Source organism: Rhodococcus sp. AQ5-07, assembly GCF_009707305.1.
Taxonomy (GTDB): Bacteria; Actinomycetota; Actinomycetes; order Mycobacteriales; family Mycobacteriaceae; genus Rhodococcus_F; species Rhodococcus_F erythropolis.
In genome coordinates, this window is the sequence record NZ_CP046099.1 from 2,494,966 (window position 1) to 2,512,494 (window position 17,529).

21 protein-coding genes are annotated in these 17,529 nt (G+C 59.7%); 20 read left to right on the forward strand and 1 reads right to left on the reverse strand.

The genetic code is table 11. The annotated features are described in order from the left end of the window. Positions 1-25 precede the first annotated feature (25 nt). The 11 genes from GJB56_RS11440 (at position 26) to GJB56_RS11490 (ending at position 7,517) form a co-directional block, all read left to right on the forward strand. A complete protein-coding gene (locus tag GJB56_RS11440) occupies positions 26-1,423 on the forward strand; it encodes a hypothetical protein (protein WP_113684260.1) in 1,398 nt (465 codons plus the stop codon). An 8-nt stretch (positions 1,424-1,431) separates the two neighbouring features. After that, on the forward strand, positions 1,432-1,638 hold the full coding sequence (locus GJB56_RS11445; RefSeq protein WP_113684259.1) for a hypothetical protein: 207 nt from the start codon (positions 1,432-1,434) through the stop codon (positions 1,636-1,638). 10 nt (positions 1,639-1,648) lie between these two features. Beyond that, positions 1,649-2,920, forward strand: coding sequence for a phage portal protein (locus tag GJB56_RS11450; protein WP_113684258.1), 1,272 nt, complete (start codon positions 1,649-1,651; stop codon positions 2,918-2,920). Then, positions 2,917-3,597 carry an HK97 family phage prohead protease gene (locus GJB56_RS11455; protein WP_230091174.1) on the forward strand — a complete coding sequence of 227 codons (681 nt, stop codon included), beginning with the start codon at positions 2,917-2,919 and terminating at the stop codon, positions 3,595-3,597. The genes GJB56_RS11450 and GJB56_RS11455 overlap by 4 nt, the downstream gene beginning before the upstream one ends. A gap of 22 nt (positions 3,598-3,619) precedes the next feature. Beyond that, positions 3,620-4,924: a phage major capsid protein gene (locus GJB56_RS11460; protein ID WP_113684257.1), complete on the forward strand. Its 1,305-nt coding sequence runs from the start codon at positions 3,620-3,622 to the stop codon at positions 4,922-4,924. Positions 4,925-4,988: 64 nt separating this feature from the next. Next, the gene (locus GJB56_RS11465; RefSeq protein ID WP_154606672.1) at positions 4,989-5,144 is read left to right on the forward strand and encodes a hypothetical protein; all 156 of its coding nucleotides are present in this window, start codon (positions 4,989-4,991) and stop codon (positions 5,142-5,144) included. A 2-nt stretch (positions 5,145-5,146) separates the two neighbouring features. Further along, positions 5,147-5,650: a hypothetical protein gene (locus GJB56_RS11470; RefSeq protein WP_113684256.1), complete on the forward strand. Its 504-nt coding sequence runs from the start codon at positions 5,147-5,149 to the stop codon at positions 5,648-5,650. Then, positions 5,647-5,967, forward strand: a complete 321-nt coding sequence (locus GJB56_RS11475; protein WP_113684255.1) for a hypothetical protein — start codon at positions 5,647-5,649, stop codon at positions 5,965-5,967. The genes GJB56_RS11470 and GJB56_RS11475 overlap by 4 nt, the downstream gene beginning before the upstream one ends. A 2-nt stretch (positions 5,968-5,969) precedes the next feature. Continuing rightward, positions 5,970-6,248 (forward strand): hypothetical protein, encoded by a 279-nt coding sequence (locus GJB56_RS11480; protein ID WP_113684254.1) that lies wholly within the window; start codon positions 5,970-5,972, stop codon positions 6,246-6,248. Next, positions 6,245-6,658: a hypothetical protein gene (locus GJB56_RS11485; RefSeq protein ID WP_113684253.1), complete on the forward strand. Its 414-nt coding sequence runs from the start codon at positions 6,245-6,247 to the stop codon at positions 6,656-6,658. The genes GJB56_RS11480 and GJB56_RS11485 overlap by 4 nt, the downstream gene beginning before the upstream one ends. Before the next feature lie 43 nt (positions 6,659-6,701). Continuing rightward, entirely contained in the window at positions 6,702-7,517 is an 816-nt protein-coding gene (locus tag GJB56_RS11490; RefSeq protein ID WP_113684252.1) for an Ig domain-containing protein, read from the forward strand. Between the two features lie 149 nt (positions 7,518-7,666). Here the strand turns inward: GJB56_RS11490 and GJB56_RS11495 are convergent, their stop codons facing one another. Beyond that, positions 7,667-7,900 (reverse strand): hypothetical protein, encoded by a 234-nt coding sequence (locus GJB56_RS11495; RefSeq protein WP_113684251.1) that lies wholly within the window; start codon positions 7,898-7,900, stop codon positions 7,667-7,669. 246 nt (positions 7,901-8,146) lie between these two features. Here GJB56_RS11495 and GJB56_RS11500 point away from each other — a divergent pair, with 246 nt between their 5' ends. The 9 genes from GJB56_RS11500 to GJB56_RS11540 are packed head-to-tail and all read left to right on the forward strand — an operon-like array spanning position 8,147 to position 17,506. Beyond that, the gene (locus GJB56_RS11500; protein ID WP_113684250.1) at positions 8,147-8,449 is read left to right on the forward strand and encodes a hypothetical protein; all 303 of its coding nucleotides are present in this window, start codon (positions 8,147-8,149) and stop codon (positions 8,447-8,449) included. Continuing rightward, positions 8,436-8,948 (forward strand): hypothetical protein, encoded by a 513-nt coding sequence (locus GJB56_RS11505; protein WP_113684249.1) that lies wholly within the window; start codon positions 8,436-8,438, stop codon positions 8,946-8,948. The genes GJB56_RS11500 and GJB56_RS11505 overlap by 14 nt, the downstream gene beginning before the upstream one ends. Positions 8,949-8,965: 17 nt before the next feature. Further along, positions 8,966-9,352 carry a hypothetical protein gene (locus tag GJB56_RS11510; protein ID WP_113684248.1) on the forward strand — a complete coding sequence of 129 codons (387 nt, stop codon included), beginning with the start codon at positions 8,966-8,968 and terminating at the stop codon, positions 9,350-9,352. Between the two features lie 14 nt (positions 9,353-9,366). Continuing rightward, on the forward strand, positions 9,367-13,242 hold the full coding sequence (locus GJB56_RS11515; RefSeq protein WP_113684247.1) for a phage tail tape measure protein: 3,876 nt from the start codon (positions 9,367-9,369) through the stop codon (positions 13,240-13,242). 11 nt (positions 13,243-13,253) lie between these two features. Continuing rightward, complete coding sequence (locus GJB56_RS11520) at positions 13,254-14,177, forward strand: hypothetical protein (protein ID WP_113684246.1); 924 nt, start codon at positions 13,254-13,256, stop codon at positions 14,175-14,177. Next, positions 14,168-15,853, forward strand: coding sequence for a Gp37-like protein (locus tag GJB56_RS11525; protein WP_154606673.1), 1,686 nt, complete (start codon positions 14,168-14,170; stop codon positions 15,851-15,853). Before GJB56_RS11520 ends, GJB56_RS11525 begins: the two co-directional genes overlap by 10 nt. Further along, positions 15,853-16,221, forward strand: a complete 369-nt coding sequence (locus GJB56_RS11530) for a phage gene 29 protein family protein (RefSeq protein ID WP_113684244.1) — start codon at positions 15,853-15,855, stop codon at positions 16,219-16,221. Before GJB56_RS11525 ends, GJB56_RS11530 begins: the two co-directional genes overlap by 1 nt. Beyond that, on the forward strand, positions 16,218-17,261 hold the full coding sequence (locus tag GJB56_RS11535) for a peptidoglycan recognition protein family protein (RefSeq protein ID WP_113684243.1): 1,044 nt from the start codon (positions 16,218-16,220) through the stop codon (positions 17,259-17,261). The genes GJB56_RS11530 and GJB56_RS11535 overlap by 4 nt, the downstream gene beginning before the upstream one ends. Beyond that, the gene (locus GJB56_RS11540; protein WP_113684242.1) at positions 17,258-17,506 is read left to right on the forward strand and encodes a holin; all 249 of its coding nucleotides are present in this window, start codon (positions 17,258-17,260) and stop codon (positions 17,504-17,506) included. The genes GJB56_RS11535 and GJB56_RS11540 overlap by 4 nt, the downstream gene beginning before the upstream one ends. Positions 17,507-17,529: the final 23 nt, after the last annotated feature.

Consider the following 17,529-nt stretch of genomic DNA (forward strand, 5'->3'; position numbering starts at 1 on the left):
GCAAGAGTTCGTAGTCCGCAACGGAATGGCTAAGGGAGACAAGCTCACCGATACCGGTGAACAACGCTGGGCAGCTTTCGAGGTCGGTGTTCTCGTCGCACGCCAAAACGGAAAGAACGGCTGTATCGAGGTCGTAGAACTCGGATGGATGCTCAAAGAGCCTGGAATCTCAATTCTCCATACGGCCCATGAGTTCTCAACCGCGATGGAATCGATGGAAAAGCTCGAAACACTGATCCGGTCGAATCCGCTCATCGAAGCTGAACTGCTGCCCGGCAAAAAGGGCATCGTCCGATCTCACGGATTCGAGGCCATCAAGTTCCGCAACGGCTCGATCATTCGGTTCAAGACCCGAACCAAGTCCGGTGGCCGAGGATTCTCGGTCGATCGGCTAATTGTGGACGAAGCGATGATCTACTCCCCGGCGTCGATCAAAGCGCTGATGCCGCTGCTGACCACTGCCGACAATCCTCAAATCTGGTACCTGGCAAGTGCTGCCGATGTGACGGATCAGGAGTACTGCCACAAATGGGCGTCCCTGCGCAAGCGCGCACTCGCGGGCGGTGATACGTCATTGTGCTGGTTGGAATGGTCTGCTGTTGATCCTCCGGAATTCACCTCCCGTGCTGAGCTTCTCGAATGGTGCAACGACCGCGAACGATGGGAAGAATCCAATCCTTCCCTCGGTTTCCTGTTGGACGAGGAGTACATCGAGAACGAACTCGCCGCAATGTCGGATCAGCTGTCCGGATTTCTCGTTGAGCGACTCTCTGTCGGCAACTGGCCGACAGATCTGAGCACTGAGGTCGAGTACCTTATCCAGCCCGGTGATTGGTCTGCCAAGACAGAAACCGACCCATCGCTGATCACCGATAGTGCTATCGGCATGGATGTTTCGCCAGATGGTGGGACATGCACCATCGGTGCCGCAACCTTTCGTCAAGATGGCGGATCACACCTCGAAGTCATCTTCCACGGCTCGTCCGCACGCGTCCGTCAGAACGACGGCACTTTACGTGGACCCGTAGACATGGTGGTCACAATCTGGAACAAGCAGAAACCCCGCGCCATCGTCATCGACCGCCATTCTCCGGCATACGCGTTCGTTCCTGAACTTGAAGGTCACGGCGTCCGGGTCATCGTCACCAATGGAACCCAGATGGCACAGGCATGCAGCGCCATCGTTAACGAACTTCCGGACGGACGGATCACGCACACCGGCGATGAACGCATGCTCGAAGCCCTCAAATCCGCATCCAAGCGAAACATTGGCACAGCTGGCGCTTGGGTATGGGACCGGCGAGGTTCGTTCGTGATCACGGCAATCGTCGCAGTTACTCTGGCCCGCTACGGCCTCTGGGTCGAAGCCGAAGAGCCTCAAACAGATTCGGTCTACGAGACCGAAGACCTATTCATCGTCTAGGGGAACCGTTGCAGTACAAGCACCTTCAAGCCAAACCTCGCGTGGTCGTCAACCTGCTTTCCGGAACCTCGGTCAGCGGTGTCGTCATGTCCACCAGAGGGCCACTCATCACTCTCAAATCCGCATACATCCACGAAGACGGTCAAGAGGCTATGCCCGCTGACGGCGAGATCGCCATCGACAAGTCGAACGTGGACTTCATTCAAGCCCTCTAGGAGGTGCCGCATGGCGTTTGTCACCTCCGATGGAAAGCTCAAAAGCATTTCACGGCTGGAGCTTCCACCAGCAAGCCGAATCCAGCTTACAGACCAGCTCTCGCTCGCATACTTCGAATTGTGGCGCACACAGCCCGCGGTTCATACGACGATCTCATTCGTTGCTCGCAACATTGCACAGCTCGGATTGCACGTCTTCGAACGTAATGGGGATGCCGATCGACAACGACTGACGGATCACCCGCTAGCCCGATTGCTCAGTAAGCCAAGTCCTTACACCACCCGCTACCGACTGATGGATGCTCTGGTCCACGATCTCATGGTCTACGACATGGCGTTCTGGCAGAAGGTCAAGACAGACAAAGGCGTTGAAGGACTCGTACGAATCCCTCCCGACTTCGTCACCCCGAAGGGTGAGAGTTGGCTGACACCTGAGTACTTCGAGGTCAAGGGTTCGTCCGGAAAGATGGATATCAGTTCAGACGAGATCGTCTTCTTCCGCGGCTATTCCAACACCGGCATCGGCGGAACGTCTCCGCTCGAATCCCTCCGGCGGACACTGGCCGAAGAGTACGCAGCTGGAGAGATGCGCGAGCAGATCCTCAAGAACGGCGCTCGCGTATCCGGCTATCTGGAGCGCCCAATCGGTGCTCCACCCTGGTCGTCAGAGGCGAAGTCCAAGTTCGCCAAGGGGTGGCGCTCGCAGTATTCCGGCAATGGTCCCGGCGCAGGTGGAACGCCAATTCTCGAAGACGGCCTGACATTCAAGAATGCTTCGCAAACCGCAGAACAGCTGCAATACATCGAAGCGCGCAAGCTCACCCGCGAAGAGGTCGCTGCCGCATACTTCGTGCCGCCGACGATGCTCGGACTGATGGGTGGGGCAACCTACTCGAACATCCAAGAGCAACACAAAATGTTGTATAGCGACACCCTCGGACCTTGGCTGCAGATGCTCAAGGAAGAGATCGAGCTACAACTCGTTCCCGACCTCGCTAACGACAACGTCTATGTCGAGTTCAATCTCCGCGAAAAGCTCTCTGGCTCTTTCGAAGAGCGCGCCGCAAGCATTCAAACATCCGTCGGCGGACCGTACATCACCCGCAACGAAGCACGAGCACTAGACAACCGCCCACCTGTTCCTGGCGGCGACGAACTGATCACACCGCTCAACGTACTCATCGGCGGCCGAGCCTCCCCGAGCGACATCACGCCGACTTCACCCGGCATTTCCAACGGCTCCGAACCGAGTGCCGCCGAACCCGAGGAGGGTGCGCAGTGAAAATCAAGAGCACTGCAACACAGTTCAAAGACGTTCCAGCCGAAGACGCTTCCGGCGAGACCGGCGCGTTCACCGCGTACGCGAGCGTCTTCGGCAACGTCGATTCCTACGGCGACATCGTGATGCCGGGAGCCTTCCTCGCTGACCTGGACCGGTGGGAGGAAAAGGGCGACCCGATTCCCTTGCTCTTCGGCCACAACATGGCCGACCCCGATTTCAACATCGGCGTCATCACCTCAGCCGGAGAGGACGAAACCGGACTCAAGGTCACGGGACAGATTGACCTCGAATCCCCCAAGGGTGCATACGTTTACAAGCTCATCAAAGAGCGACGTATCACTCAGCTTTCGTTTGCCTACGACGTACTCGATCAGGCGAAGGCGACACGGGACCTCGATAGCGGAGGCACCGAAGATGTCATCGAACTCAAACAACTGACGTTGCACGAAGTTTCGATCGTTCCCCTCGGCGCGAACCAGGCAACGGACATTCTCTCGGTGAAAGCCGGTCGTGCGATCTCCTCGAAGAACGAGGATTCACTGCGCAACGCGCACGAATCAATCGGCCAGGTTCTCGACTCCCTCACTCCGGCAGAACTGTCGGAGAAGTCCCCGGCCATTATCCGCCGAAACCTCGCTGTGGCAGATGTTCTCAGCGCGGCACTCTCACTTTCCTAACCCTCGAAAGGGGTACGCCATCATGGCATCCAGCATTCGTATTGCCCGACTCAAGGGCGAGGCCGCAGAGGCCGTCAAGAACATGAAGTCCATCGCAGTCAAGGCTGATGAAGAGGCTCGCGATCTCACTGCAGACGAGCAGGGCGAGTTCGACAAGTTCAAGGCCCAGGCCGAGGAATTGGTCAAGAACCTCGAAGCCGCTCGTCATGACGTAGAGGTCATCGCCGCAGCCGAGTCCCTAGCTAAGCAGGTCGGCGCAGAGCCGGTCGCAGAGCCTGCCTCCGACGGTGAAACCAAGGCACGGGCCAAGAGCCTCGGCCTGCAGGTTGTAGGCAGCGCACAGTTCAAGAAGGCACTCGCACCGTTCAAGGGCGCAGTCCCGGAGCGTTCGCGCTTCCAGACTGACCCGATCTCGGTCAAGGGCCTCCTAGTTGGCGGCTCCCCCACTTCCGCTGGTGCGTTCGTCACTCCGGAGCGCACCGATATCGTGGAAATGCTGGGTCGCCGTGAGCTGACGATCCGCGACCTGATCAGCGTCCGTCGCACTGGCTCTGATCTGGTGGAGTACGTCGCGCAGACTTCGCACGTCAACGCTGCAGCGGCTGTCCCAGAGGCTACGTCTTCGGCTGCACCGACCGCTCCGGCATCCGGTGGTGGCGCTCTGATCCCCAATACCGGAGGTGGTTACAAGCCCGAAGGCAGCTGGGCATTCGAGCGCAAGACTGCCGAGGTCAAGACGGTCGCCGAATGGGTACCCGCTACCAAGCGCGCACTCGCAGACGTTGCAGCACTCGAGGGCCTGATCAACGACGAGCTTCGTGCTGATATCGCGGAGAAGGAAGAGTCGTTGATGCTGACCGGTTCCGGTGTCGGCGAGGACCTTCTGGGTATCAACGCTACCTCCGGTGTCCAGACACAAGCGTTCGCGACCGACCTCTTCGGCTCGGTGCGTAAGGCAATCACCAAGGTCCGCACTGTCGGTCGCGTCGCTCCCACGGCGATTGTCGTGTCCCCCGAGGATGCCGAATTGATCGACCTTGCAAAGGATCTCGAAGGTCGCTACGTCTACGGAGGCCCGTTCGCATTCGGCAACCGCACCCTCTGGGGTGTCCCGGTCGTGGAGAGCGAAGCACAGCCTGCAGGCACCGCACTGCTGGGTGACTTCACGAAGGCTGTCCTGTGGGATCGCGAGCAGACCACAGTTACCGTGACCGACTCGCACGCAGATTTCTTCATCCGCAACATGGTTGCCGTTCTCGCTGAAGAGCGTGTGGCATTCGCTGTCACCCGCCCGTCCGCCTTCGTGAGGGTCGCGACTCACGCTTAATTCGTACGCCCTGGCTGGATTCACCTCCGGCCAGGGCGTCGGGTTGGCACCGAAAGGAGTTGCCATGCTTGATATCTACGAAGTAGAGATCAACGGACGAGTTACCACACTGCAGCTCAGCGAAGCTGATGCGAAGTCTCGCGGACTCACCGCTGCGAATAAAGCCAAGACAGCGCCGATCAACAAGACACGCAACCGAACTCGCAACAAGGCGGTCTGATTGTGGAACCGCTGATCGGTATCGAAGAGTTCCGCGCACTCATGGCCGGAGACGGTCTCGAAGAGTGGCGGCTCAATGTCGCGGTCGGTGCGATCCGCTCTTACACCGGCTGGCACGTCGCACCTGTTCTCACTGAGACCGTCACTCTCGACGGCAACGGTGGCACCATCCTCGACCTGCCCACATTGCGGCTCTGCGCTCTTAACGCTGTTCGCGTTCAGGGCGTCACGATTTCCGGTGTGGAGTGGTCGCAGGACGGCACGCTCCGTGGTCGATGGCCAGACGTGTGGCGCTCGATCCAGGTTGACATCGAACACGGCTACGAAGCACCCGCCGATCTCCTGGGCGTCGTCCTCGATGCCGCGGCTCGCGCTGTCAACTCGGAACTCGGCGGACACGCGGAGACCTTCGGCCCGTTCTCGTTCTCTGCATCGGAAGGCTCCACGGCGCTCTTCGATCACGAACTTCGAGTCCTCGACCGCTACCGATTGCCGAGGTTGCCGTGAGCGAAGAAGTGATCCGCATCCGTAAGACACCAGGCGGGCTGGACGACAACAACGATCCGGCCCCGTCATCGACTACCCGCGTACCGCTCAAGGCCAAGGCAGTCGCTCCGGGCGCATCCACACGCAACGCATCTGTTGCGCGCAACGGCGAAACCATCCAGTTCACGGTGTACCTCAGCCCTGCCCCGGATCTGACCGATGACGACAAGCTCGAGATTCGGGGCCTGGAATACGCGGTTCGCGTCCTCGACTGGCGCTCAGCATTCGGCACCAGTCGGCGCGGACTCGAGGTCCTGGCAGTCCTCGGAAGGGGTTGAACATGGCCTCACCGAACAGCAAGTTCAAACTCGACCGCGCTGGCGTGCGAGCACTGCTGAACTCTCCAGCAGCTCAGGCGATGTCCTTGGCAGCAGCCAAACAGGTCGCTGCCGCAGTCCAAGTTAAGGACGGTGTCGAGGTCGTGGTCCGCACGGTCAAGACCGATAGAGCTTGTGCGGCTGTTTCGCTGGCTCACCCTGGCGGACTCGGAATCCAAGCCAAGTACGGCACACTGACCCGCGCTGCTGCCGCTGTGGGACTGATCGTGAAGCCACGATGAAAGCCGCACGCGTACCCGCTGACGCAGCAGTGCCCGTGAAGGACTTCCTGCAAGTCCAGCTCGCAGTATCCGAACCGGGCGTACATGTCGCACTGTCTCTGGACGACGACTGGGTACCTGAAACCAACGGTGTTGCATCAACACCTGCAGTCGTTGTCTTCGATGACAGCGGTCCGATGAAGTGGCCGATCTCTACGCATCCACAGATTCGAATTACGGTGTGGTCCAACAGCCGCACCCGATCCCGCACCATTGCCGGCAAATGCCTCGGCTGGTTACTCGCGCTACACGTGCCAGGGGTTGCCTACATCTCCGCCGGCACCACCCTCATTGACGACCTGGACCCCCAAAATGGTGGGCGCATGGCGTCTTTCACGGTCAACACCACCGTGAGAACACTTCCGCTCTGAGCGGTCCCACCATCTTTTCTGCCCTTGAAAGGGGTTATTTGCCATGTCCGGAATCACCAATCCCGATGCCACTCGAATTTGGGACGAAGCCGAGGTCTACGTCATCCCTCGCAACGCGGTCACCGACATCACCGAGCTTCTGCCCGCCACGATCGATGACGAACTCGACGCTCGCTGGGAGTTTGTCGGTCTACTCGACGGCTCTGCCGGTATCCCGGTGAACCCGGAAATCGAGATCACCCACTTCGATGCCTACGGTCAGGCCCGCTACCGCAGCAAGGCCAAGAAGGGCGCAATCGGCACTGCATTCACTGCGCTCGAAAAGAACTCGGTGACAAAGAAGTTTGTTCTTCCCGGCTCGACCGCTGGCAAGATCGGCGCACCGAAGGGTATGTACTACTTCACCTGCTATGTCCTGCGCGATGAGGATGTTGCCACTGAAATCTGGGTATCCACCCGGCCTGCGCTCTTCGAACTCGGCAGCTTCTCCAAGGTTGAGGGTGAGCCTGAGTCGTACGAAATCACGGTTCATCACTCGAACGATTCGTCGGGCGATGTCTTCCACGTCATCGACCAGGACAGTGCCGCAACCGAACTGGCGATCACCACGACCAGCCTGCCTGCTGGTGTCGTTGGTACCCCGTATTCGCAGACCCTGACCGCTACTGGCGGAATCGGCGCGAAGACCTGGACCAAGACCGGCACATTGCCCGCTGGCCTGACACTGTCCACAGACGGCGTCCTCTCCGGCACCCCGACCGCGGCTGGTACGCCGTCGATCACGTTCCGGGTCACCGACTCTGCCGCGCCTACAGCCAACACAGCCACCAAGGCGATCACGGTCACCGTCACTGCCTAGTTGCAACTCTGCCCTGTGCAATTTCTGATTGCACAGGGCAGGCAGCTCAGCCTTTCCGTCCTATACGACTTCTTGTGTCCGATACCCCACAAGCTAAGAGCGACTCAATTGATCGGTCAGCTTCGAGCAATGGGGCTGTAAACAATCTCTTATTTGTCGGCAAGCTCCTCGATCGTTGTGCAGGGATTCTCGTGGCCATCCACCGCGCAGTAAGTGATTCCGCGTGAGCCGTCAGCCGATACCACGCCATTCTTGATTCGCGCATGCGCCATTCCAGCCTCCTTGTCCAGACGCAGCGCATCGAGACGCCCAGCATCCAATGAATCAGAACCTTCCTCGGCGACGATTCTCAATTCGATGCGATCTACGACAGCTTCCCTCAATTCGACTCATCCGGCTATTGTCACCCACTCTGCTCGACTCCGTCGCGATTCCCCACAAGTCACATCCACGTGGTGGCCATCGCCCAACCGTGCAAACACCTGAAACCTGAACCTCGACGTTTCTTCCCGGTGTGTTACTGCACGTGTGTTTGCCCGCAACATGCCTACTCATTCTCATTCACCGACCGTTCGCTGGTGTGCAGCCCGGCGGGCGGTCGGCTTCACCCGCTACACAAGGAGTGCCCCATGCGAACTCCGACTGATGCCGAGATCACCAACACAGCGGTTGAACTCGGGCTGATCGAATCCGGCGATAGTGTGCCACCGCGCCTGCGAGCCAAAGTCGCCAAGACAATCCAACTGGCTACCCAGCTCGACGCCGAGGACGAACCAACTCGCCCGACCTCCGATGCCGTCACGCTCATCGCCACCACATACTCCGACCTCCTCGAGGCCGGTATCCCAGACCACGCCGCAGTACGAATCGCTGCAGCACTTGCGCCCGAAATCTGGCGCACCAACGTAGGAGCTGCACATGCCCGCATATGACGATTTCGACGGATACGAAGACGATGACGTAATCGACTCGGATGCAGTCGATTACGAAGAGTACGAAGACGAGCCGGAAGGAGGTGACGATACAGATGTACGTGCAGCCGAGAAGCTTCTCGCAGCTGCGCGGGCAAAGTCCGGCAACCGCAGTCAGCGACGTGCAGCGGCCAAGGTTCCTGCATCTGCACCGAAGCCTCAGGACCGCAAGCCGAAAAAGTCTGCGAAGCAGTCGGAAGCCAAGGATACGACTGTCCTTCTGACGCTGTGGGACGAAGAGATCGAGATCGACCGAAACGCACTTGTTGATTCGTGGGATTGGCATCTCGGCACCATGGAACAGAATCCGCTGCTGCTAGTGCGGGGCTTGCTTGGCGTACAGCGCTTCGCGTGGTTCACCGCACGAGCCAAAGGAGAAGGCAAGACGCCGATGGGTGCGGCACTCGAGATTATCCAGATGTTCTCTGAAGAGGCCGGATTCTCTACACCGGGAAACTGATCAGCCTCCTCGTTGCCTTGAGAACTCGGGGCAACGAGATCGAGGCCGATCTTCGGCGGTACTACCAGATAGATCTGCGAGACCTTTGGCGTCCGGGCGGCGGCTCGTCGCAGTTGACGCTACGCCTGGTCTGGGTCCTGATCACTAACTCCCCCATCGACTCTGCACTCGCGATCTCCGAGAACAACGGAGACATCCCCTGGACGCGATCCGAACGTCTGCTCTCTGACCTTTGGCTGATAGACGCTCAGGTTAATTCCAAGAAGGGGAAGGCCCCCAAAGCCCACCCCGAACGAGAAGCGCAACGCTCAAAACACACTGCAGCCAAGGCCAAGAGCAAGACCAGCGCATTTGAACGCGCCAAAAAACGCGACGCCGAAAGGCGACGCAAAACAACTACATAGTAGGAGGCCCGGACGTGGGAAACATCGGATGGGCATCTCTGAGCATCGTCCCGACAATCAACGGGGTCGCAGGGCAAATCAGCAGCCAACTGGTCGGACCCATGCGCACTGGCGGTCAGCAGGCAGGACAAGCTGCTGGGCAAGCTGTCGCAGATGGAATTGGTTCGGCGAAAGCTGCTGTGGCCAAGGCATCTGGGCAACTTGCAACGGCACGAAGCAAAGAAGCCGACGCAGCTGGAAACGTGCGCATAGCCGAACTCAAACTGCAAGAGGTGCGCGACAAGGGCAACGCCTCCGCATCACAGATTGCTGCAGCCGAGGAAAAACTAGCTGCCGCACAACGCAAGTCAGAGTCGGCTACGAGCGCCGCCGAAAAGGCTGTGGACTCTCACCGACGTGCCATCACGAATCTCACCGAGGCCCGCGCACGCGCAGCCAACGCTGCTGACGACGAAGCAGCATCGACAGACGACGCAGCAGAGTCACAAGATCGCCAGGCTGACAGCGCAGTAGACCTTGCCAAGAAACTCGGCGGGCTGGCTGTCGCCGCTGCCGGAATCGGTGGCGCGATGGACCTCGCCATGACCTCGCTGAACAACGAAGCAGTCATGGACAAGCTCGCGGCCCAACTGGGCGCGAGTCCCGAGCTAGCCGAGGAATACGGCAAATCTGCCGGAAAGCTGTATAACGCTGGGTTCGGCGAATCGTTGGAAGAGGTCACCAGCTCGATCGGGGCCGTTCAAAGTTCGCTGCCCACTATTGGTTTCGAGGGTGAGGTCTCACTCGACAAAGCAACCGAACGTGCAATGAACTTCGCGAAGACCTTCGATGTGGATGTCACCGAATCCATCGGTGCTGCGGCACTCCTGATTCAGAACGGCCTCGCCAAGGATTCCACCGAGGCAATGGATTTGCTCACGGCCAGCGCCCAACGTGTGCCCGCAGCCATGCGCGGCGAACTCCCGGCAGTGATAAACGAATACGGCACAAACTTCACTGCACTCGGATTCACCGGCGAAGAGGCTATGAGCCTCCTAGTGAACGCATCCGCCAACGGCGGCATCGCCCTCGACAAAACCGGCGACGCGCTCAAGGAATTCGGAATCAAGGCAACAGATCTCGGCGATACCGGAGCACAGGAAGCACTCGCAGGAATCGGCTTGTCCGGAACGGACATGGCGAACAAACTCCTCGCTGGTGGTGGCACCGCCAAGGGTGCTTTTCAGCAGATCGTCACAGGATTGCAGGGGATCAAAGATCCCGCTGAGCAAGCTGCGGCAGCAACCGCGATCTTCGGAACACCTTTGGAGGATTTAGGCAAGGACAAGATCCCAGCATTCCTCCAATCTCTTTCCGGCACAGAGAATTCGATGGCCGGATTTACCGGCGCGGCTGACGAAATGGGCACAACGCTCAACGACAACACCGGAGCCTCACTCGAATCGCTCAAGCGGACGATCCAAGGTGGACTCGTTGAGGGCCTCGAATCGATGGCCGACTGGGTTGGCCGAAACTCCGAGCTACTCAAGAACATCGGACTCGTAGTCACTCCCCTGGTTGCAGGATTCGCCGCATACAAGATCGCCGTCATCGGCATCACTGCCGCGACGACGGCGTGGAACGCAATCCAGATGATGCTCAACGGCACGATGGCACTCAATCCGATTGGCATCGTTGTCGCGATCATCGTCGGCCTAGTTGCTGCAATTGTCATCGCATACAACAAAAGTGAGACTTTTCGTAACATCGTCCAAGGCGCTTGGGAAGGCATCAAGACCGCGGTCTCCGCGGTCTGGGACAACGTCCTCAAACCGATCTTCGACAAGTTCGTTGAGGTCCTCGGTTGGATCGGCGAGAAGGCAACCTGGCTGTGGAATGAAGCAATTGTCCCGGCGTTCAACGGAATCAAGGACGCGGCTGGTTCGGTCAAAGACTGGATCACCGACAAGTTCACGGCGATCGTCAACTTCTTCACCGAGATGCCAGGCAAGATCAGCTCCGCGGCCTCCGGCATGTGGGATGGCCTCAAAAATGCCTTCAAGTCCGCGATCAACTGGATTCTCGAAAAGTGGAATGGACTCGACTTCTCCATCCCGTCAGTGGAAATCGCCGGAGTCAAGTTCGGTGGATTCACTCTCGGCGTGCCTGACATTCCACTGCTCGCGAGCGGTGGTATCGCAGGTCGTCGCAGGAACGGAACACTGTACGGACCGGGAACCGGAACCTCGGACTCGATCCTCGGACTCGATTCCAACGGCGTACCTACCGCTCTCGTCTCGAACGGCGAGGGCATCGTCACCAAGTCCGCAATGGACAGTGGCGGTTCGAGTTTGGTTGCAGCTCTCAATGCAGGTTGGACGCCTTCGGCGCTGAATCTGCGAGAGATGTTCCCAGACCTCTCCGCTTTCGCTGGCGGAGGTACCGTCTCTGCCAAGGATCTCGATGAGTTTGCCTGGGGACGCGGCCTCGGTGCGACCAAACCTCTCGAAGGCGATGCGTACAACTTCGGCGGCGTGAACTGGGGCGACTGCTCCGGTGCCGTCTCCGCATTCGTGAACGCCGCTGTCGGTGATGATCCGTTCGGATCGCGAGGCGCAACCGGAAACTTCCGCGAGTGGCTTGCTGCCAAGGGCCTACAGCCCGGTAAGGGCGGACCCGGATCACTCGATGTTGCCTGGTTCAACGGCGGACCCGGCGGTGGTCACACGGCTGCCACCTTGCCATCCGGAACCAAGATCGAAATGGGTGGCGGACGCGGAAACGGCCAGATCAACGGCGCTGCCGCAGGGGCCAACCTCAACGGTGCCACCGACTTCGCACATTTGCCGGCCTCGTTCTTCGTCAAGGATGTCGGCAGCCCGTACGACGTGCGTGACGGTGACATTCGCTCGGATGCTGACAGTGTCTCCGGTTGGGGTGCTGACTCCACTTCCGGCACATCGGCATCCGGCGAGCCTGCGGTCGAGAAAGCGTTCAATGCTCGCGACCGCTGGAAGCAGATGTTCACCGACACCGCTGGTGTGTGGGCGGATGCCACGATCGAGATTGCAGGGGTTGGCGAATGGCTCGACCTCGCTGACCGCTACACCATCACCGCTGGCGGGGACTCGTCCTCGTCGATGACGATGGCGGAGGCCAAGGCAGCCGACATAGCCCAGTCAACTCAAGCAATGGATGGCGGCGACGCCAACATCATCCCTGCCGTCGAAAGCGCGGCGATCTCGCGCACAGGTGCAGACCTGTACGCATACGAGATCGCTCGCGCAGCCAAGGAGATGGGCCTCGGTGAGGCAGCAGCCATCATCGGAGAAGCTACCGCCCTCGTGGAGGTCGGCGATCCGATGAAGATGTTCGCGAACTCCAAAATGCCGGACTCGCTCAACCTTCCACACGATGCAGTCGGCACAAACGGCACATCGACCGGCCTCTTCCAACAGCAGGACTTCCCCGAATGGGGAACCCTCGCACAGCGAATGAATCCGTTCGAGAGCGCAAAGCTCTTCTACGACAAGTTCCCTGACGGCTGGGAATCAATGGACCCCGGCGCTGTCGCACAGTCCGTCCAACGGTCCGGTCTGCCCGACAAGTACGGGCACATGATCGGTCGCGGACGTGAACTCGTGGACTCCACGAGCCTCTTCGATACTGGCGGCGTATGGGAGCCAGGCACATTCGGCTTCAACGGCCTCAACGAACCCGAACTCGTTCTCAAAGACGCGCACTGGAAAGTCGCCGAAGCGAACATCGCCAAGATCGATGATCTCGTCTCCTCCGGCGCACCCAAAAACGCTGGCATCCAACAGATCAACCACATCACCGTCGCTGATCAAGGCGGATTCTTCCGCGAGCAGACCAAACGCCAACGGCTCGCAATCATGCAATACACATAAGGAGCCACACCATGCCCGCTACCGAAATCACGATCATCGGAGCGGACGGAACCAGGCTGGATATCAGTGGACCCAACGCCGGTCGCCAGGGCATCATCCTGGCGGCTGGCCAGGTCAAGGGCATCTACGATGCTCCGACAACCACCGAATCCAAGTCCGCGGCAAGGGCTATCGGCGGCAAGCACATCGGCACCGACTACGAGATTCGCGATCTGATCCTCGGATTTCACCTCTTCGGTGACGATGACCCCCGCGGATACGAATGGCTCGAGAACACGCTCTCAAAGTGCTTCACCTACGAGCCTGATCCGTGGGACCCGACCGAGCAACTAGCTCGTATCTTCGTCAAGTCGAAGCGGGACACTCGAATGCTGAGCGTTCAGAAGTCCGAAGCTCCGGATTTCGAGCCTGATATGGACCCGAACGCCGATGAATACAGCAACGTCCGCTATCTGCTTCGGGCCTACCAGCCGATGTGGGTGGGAAAGAAGCTCGTCACCTCATGGGAGACCTCCGGCACGTCCGGCAGCGGCCTGATCTCGGTCAGTAATCCCACCGACCGCCCGATGCTGCAAACCTGGGTTCTCACCCGCGGAACCTGGACCATCCCGGACTTCTCCTGGCGCGGCCCCAAGGGTCAGCGCATGCCTGGCGGCGAGTTCCCCGACCGGAAACTCACACTGCTGCCGATCGACTCAGTTCACGGTGGTGCTCGCATCAACCTCGATCCGATGAAGCTGATGGTCGAGTCCTGGTCTGGCACGAACCTGCTCGCTGAGCTGGCTGGCCAGCAGTACTTTATGCACGAAATCCCGCCCTACACACCGGAAACGTTGCTGCCGATCAAGGTGAGTGGCGCTCCCTCTGGCGGTGCTCGCGCCGAACTTCACCAACCACGTATGTGGTCCAAGCCTTGGGGGTTGCAGTGGCGGTAGCTGTTGATTTCGGCCTCTCCCTCGAGGAGCAGTGCCAGGCGATCTGGGACGCCACCGAAGTACGCCAGGTGGAGATGGATGCCATTCGAGCATCCGCTCCCCTGGTGCGTCTCTGGGATGGCGATTACAGACTCCATCACATCGTCCAGTCCGAAGACGAAGCCACCTTCGATGATCCGGACAACGACACCGGACCCGGCCAACTCGTCCTCGACTTCGATACACCAGCCGCGCAATGGATTCACGATATGCGCGGACGTATGGAGCGCGGCGAGAAGCGCAACGTCCATCTCTCGGTGGATTACTGCGGCGGTCGCTGGACCGGACGTATGACAGACGCCGAAGTCGAAACAGACGAGCGCGGTTATTCCAAGCTCATCGTCACGTTCAAGAGCGATTACGAAGAACTCAAGTGGTATCGCCTCTGGTCGAACCCTGTACTGCCAGCGGCCATTCAGGCCCCTCGCGTATTTATGCTGGGCGGACCCGCGATCTGGGTGCTCAAAACCGCACTATTCCTGAACGTCCTCCGCGAGCAAACCTCCCTGTGGTCCATCCCCGACGATCCGATGAAGCTGTCCAACTGGACCTCCGGCCTGGACATGTCGAACTGGACCGTCGCGATCAAGCCCACCAGCTTCATGGAAGACATGAATGCGGGCACCGTCTGGGCGCTGCTGCTCTCCCGCTGGAAGGACTGGCACTCCGCCTCCCAGATGATCCTCGAAGATGCCGAGTTGTCGGTTCAGTGGCGGCGCTGGTTCACAGGCGACCCTGCACCGTGGCCAGGGGCAAAGCTACGCCACGGTTGCCTCGTCATCGACATCGTTGACAAGTCCGGTGTCGAAGCTGGAACCGCCAACGGTGGAACCCTTTTCGGCGGACTTACCCGCGCAGTGCGTTCGTTCACAGACGACTTCACCGAGTCCATCGAACAGCCCCTGACCACGCTGCCAGCAGTCCCCGCCTATCGCACACCGGGAGTCCTCAACACCGATCCCCGCGTGCCGTACGTCTACTACTCGCCGAACTCCCCCGGCGTCACACAAGCCAGCTTCAAGCAGACACCTGCCACCGGCATTCAGATGACAACGGGTGGTCACTCGATGCCCGGTGTCAACGAAACCATCTCTGCTGGAATCCAAGCCGTCGGCGATATCCTCGGCAACCTGTTTCTTGTCGGGTCCATCGGCGGCTCGGTGGACACCATGCTCAAGCCGTTCTACGAAGACACGATCCTCGCGTGGATCGCCGTCAAACTGCTCGAACGAGCAAGAGCCTCCGGCGATTTCCGGTACTTCGAGTACTTCATCGAATCCAGCGGTAAGGCGTACACGATCAGCTCGCTCCTCGCGATCCGAGCCGGTGCGTTTGCCACTCGGACCTGGTTCTCCACCTCGGTCGAGATTCAGGACGGCGCTCCGTACCTCATCGGAGACCAAGGCAGAGGCCACTTTTGGAAGGGCGACCGCATCGTAGTTGCGGTCAAGGGAGACCTGAACCGGCGGATGCACGTCGATCGCGTATCCCGACTGACCTTGTCCTGGAGCCGCGGACAACGACCTGCCTACGCCATCTCGGTAGGCAACCCCATCGGTCAAGAAGACCCCATCGCACGCCTCGCTGCCCGCCTCGAGTACTTCAAGGCCGGAATGCAGGAACTAGGAGCATTCTGATGCAAGACAACGAATCTCCCACTCGGGAAAACTGCGACCTCGAGGATCCAGAGGAAATGTTCCTCTGGATGTTCGTCGCTCTTCCCGGCCTCAAGGGTGCACCGATGCTCTTGCCGACCGAGTACTACCGAGGAGTCTCGAAGCGTCTCCACGAACTCGGCGCACGTCTGGTCGAAGAACCCACGCTCAAGTACCAACCCCCGAGATCCGGTGATCCGCATTGGATCACCGGTATGGGCCAGTGGGTCACCTTGGACACGCCAGACCCCGTCGAACTCACTATGCGCACAGTCGTCCAGTCGCTGAGCCAAGCGGACCGAGCTGCGTTCGAGGCCGAACTCATCCGACAAGCAACGGAGGGCGAATGATGGCATGGACCGGAGATCCGACCTGGCTCGAAGACATCATTCGCGCCGAAGGTGTCAGTGTGTCGTCCTACAGCGGCGCACTCGACCGCGGTCACGGCGACTTCCGCGAAATCTGGGGCATCATCGACCACCACACTGGCGCACCGGTAGGCAGCAATCCAGGTCCCGGCGCGATTGCGAATCACCCATCACTGGGATTGGCATCGCAGATCCATCTCTCCCGCAGAGGTCACGCAACCATCTGCGGCGTCGGCATCGCCTGGCACGCGGGCAACGGCTCGTGGCCTGGTCTACCGAAGGACAACGCGAACCCGGTGACCATCGGCATCGAAGCCGAGAACAGCGGCACCGAAGGCTGGTCGAGCGAGCAGTACTGGGCTTACGTCCGCATCAACGCTGCCATTCTCCGCAGGCTCGGTCACAACTCCTCCCGAACCATCGGACACAAGGAATGGGCAGTTGTACAGGGAAAATTTGACCCCGGTGGGATGAACATGGACAAGTTCCGCTCGGACATCCAGGAGATCCTCGATCACCGAAATGAGCCGGCAGTTGTCCGCAACGAGATCGACCACACCCGCTCGTTCTCGGACTGGCTCGGTGCTCGCCTGCACGACGGAGAACGGATCTGTAAGGACACCATCGGTCGCTACGCAGACTTCGAGCACGGCTCGATCTACTGGCATCCAGACACCGGCTCACTTCCCATCCCCACCCACGTCTACGAGACATGGCAGACGGAACTTTGGGAGCAGGGATCTCTCGGCTATCCGACTCGCTACCACGTCGTCTACGACGGCCAGGGCGATCTGCAGGAGTTCCAGGGTGGCACGATCACCCGTCGCTACGGACAACCCGGCTACGTCGCACACGGCGTCATCGGAGATCGGTGGCGCATCGAAGGCGACGTACGCGGCACCCTCGGCTGGCCAACGTCGAACGAGTACGACTCGGACGGTGGTCGTCGCCAGGACTTCGAGGGTGGATCTCTTCTCTGGCACCCCTCTGGCGCTTTCAAACTCGTAGGAGCGCAGCAATGAACATCTACCTCCTCGATGTCGCCGAACGTGCCACCAAAACAGCTGCACAGTCTGCCGTCGGAATCATCGGGGCAGGAGGTTTCGGCGTCCTGGACGTGGACTGGACCGGAGTTGCATCGGCATCGGCGCTCGCTGCCGTCCTCTCCGTTCTGACCTCCATCGCCTCGAGCGGATTCGGTCGCGGAAACGGCACTGCCTCAACCATTTCAAGCATCACCACAACTCAGGGTCGGCACCGAGCGTAGCCCCCACTTCTCTAGGAGGGCAC